The organism is Mycobacterium sp. TH-M103, from assembly GCF_057473785.1.
In genome coordinates this window covers 1-2,340 of the sequence record NZ_JBYCLG010000378.1, presented here as the reverse complement: position 1 = coordinate 2,340, position 2,340 = coordinate 1, and the positions used below count along the sequence as shown (strand labels likewise).

The window sequence follows — 2,340 nt, the reverse complement described above, 5'->3', positions numbered from 1 at the left end:
CGCCGGTGGTGTGGCGCGGGCCGATGCTGCACCGGGCGCTGCAGCAGTTCCTGGCCGACGTGTACTGGGGCGACCTGGACGTGCTGCTGCTCGACCTGCCGCCCGGCACCGGCGACATCGCCATCTCGGTGGCGCAGCTCATCCCCAACGCAGAAATCCTGGTGGTGACCACCCCGCAGCTGGCCGCGGCCGAGGTCGCCGAACGAGCCGGCAGCATCGCCCTGCAGACCCGCCAGCGCGTCGTGGGGGTCGTGGAGAACATGTCGGGGCTGATCCTGCCGGACGGGTCGACGGTGCAGGTGTTCGGCGAGGGCGGCGGCCAGCAGGTCGCCGAGCGGTTGTCCCGCGCGGTCGGTGCCGACGTGCCGCTGCTGGGCAAGATCCCGCTGGACCCCGCGCTGGTGGCCGCCGGGGACGCGGGCACCCCGATCGTGCTGAGCGCGCCCGACTCGCCGGTGAGCGCGCAACTGCGTGGCGTCGCCGACGTCCTGTCCTCGCGGCGGCGCGGCCTGGCGGGTGTTTCGCTGGGGCTGGACCCGACCCGGCGATAGTCCCTTCGCGCGACCAGACGGCTCAGGTGGCGTCGGCGTCGAACGGCGCGGGGCCGTCGTGCTGCTCGGCCGCACGGCCCGCCGCCGGCGGCGGTGACCCGTTGATCGGCCTGACCGGCCCGTCGAAGTTGCCGGTGAAGAGGGAGTCGTCGCCGTCGAAGAGGTGCTTGGTCAACGCCGCGCGCGGTGACATGCCCCGCAGCTTCTGCAGCTCGCTGATCGGGCCGCGCAGGTCGTCGAACTCGGGACCGATATCCTCGCGCAGCTGGCTGGTCACACCGGAAAGGTAGTCACGTGCCTGCCGCAGCGCGGTCGCGCTCCAGCGGATGGCTCCCGGAAGCCGCTCCGGGCCGAGGACCACCAGCCCGACCACCACGAGGACGAGCATCTCCCCCCAGCCGACGTTGGCGAACATCTAGCTGGTATCGGGTTCGGGCTTGACCGTCAGCGTGACGTGCCGGCCGTCGCGCACCACCTCCACCGGCGCGTCCTGGCCGATGGTCAGCTGCCGCACGGCGACCACGAACTCGTCGGAGTCGGCCACGGTGCGGTTGCCGATCTTGACGATGACGTCGTTTTCCAGGATCCCCGCCTTCTGCGCCGGGCTGCCCGCCTTCACGTTGGCGACCTGGGCGCCGGACGCGATCGCGTTGCTCACCGACCGGGTGCTGATACCCAGCGTCGGGTGCACGATCTTTCCGTCTTTGATCAGGGTTTCGGCGACCTGCCTGGCCTCGTTGATCGGGATGGCGAAGCCCAACCCGCTGGCGCTGTCCGACAACGACTTCCCGGCGGTGTTGATGCCGATCACCTGCGAATCCATGTTGATCAGCGGGCCGCCGGAGTTGCCGTGGTTGATCGAGGCGTCCGTCTGGATGGCGTCGATGACGGTGTCGGTGTCCGAGCCCTCCCCCGACAGCGGGACGGGGCGGTGCAGCGCGCTGACGATGCCTTGGGTCACGGTGCTGCGCAGCCCCAGCGGGGCACCGGCGGCGAGCACCTCGTCGCCGACGCGCACCTTGGCGGAGTCGCCGAGGCGCGCCACCGTCAGGTTGTCGACGTTGTCGACCTTGAGGACGGCCAGGTCGGTCTTGGGATCGCGCCCCACGAGGTTGGCGGGCACTTCCTTGCCGTCGTTGAACACTACGGTGGTCTTGAACTGGCTGGGGTTGTTGGCCGCCTCGGAGATGACGTGGTTGTTGGTCAGGATGTAGCCGCGGCCGTCGATGATGACTCCGGAGCCCTGCAGCCCCTCCTGGTCGCTCTTGGACTCGATGGTCACCACCGAGTCGGCGGTCGCAGCCGCCACCTTGGCGAACCGGCCGGCCGGTCCCTGCGGGTTGTTGTCGGTGGCCAGAGTGACCCGCGAGGTGGTGAACGCCTCGACGACCTCCGCCGTCTTGCGACCGATCACCCCGCCGATCACGCCGATCAGCAGCGCGATCATCGCCAGGACGGCCAGCGCGCGGTAGGACACCCGGCCGCCGAACAGGACGTCGCGCACGCCCAACTTGCCGCGGTAGCCCGGCACGGTCTGCGGGGGGGCCGGGGCCACCGCCGGGGTTCCCAGCGCGGCCCCGGCACCGGGGTCGCGCCACGGGTCGTCGGGGTCGTCCGGCCCGGCGCCGTTGCGTTCGCCGTCCAGCGCGCCGGCATCGATCGGGTGCCGTTGCAGCGATTCGGTAATCCCCACCGGGCGGCTGAACGCCTCCTGCAGCACGGGGTCGGCCGGTTGGTCGTCAGGCCTGAATTCGCCTTGTTCGCGGTACTTCGCCGGTCGCACGCGCTC

General features: G+C 71.0%; 3 protein-coding genes. 1 reads left to right on the top strand and 2 read right to left on the bottom strand.

The window, feature by feature from the left end; translation table 11 throughout:
* A partial coding sequence (locus AC2VOR_RS20915; RefSeq protein WP_486964447.1) for a P-loop NTPase occupies window positions 1-551 on the top strand: 551 nt, incomplete at its 5' end.
* Window positions 552-573: 22 nt separating this feature from the next.
* Here the strand turns inward: AC2VOR_RS20915 and tatB are convergent.
* Entirely contained in the window at window positions 574-966 is a 393-nt protein-coding gene (tatB, locus tag AC2VOR_RS20910; protein ID WP_369737553.1) for a Sec-independent protein translocase protein TatB, read from the bottom strand.
* Window positions 967-2,340 (bottom strand): serine protease HtrA (htrA, locus tag AC2VOR_RS20905; protein WP_486964446.1); only part of this gene is annotated, 1,374 nt, incomplete at its 5' end. It lies immediately after the preceding gene.

Bases quoted from the DNA above. Each gene is read 5' to 3' on its own strand.
- tatB (WP_369737553.1), bottom strand. From the start codon at position 966: ATGTTCGCCAACGTCGGCTGGGGGGAGATGCTCGTCCTCGTGGTGGTC.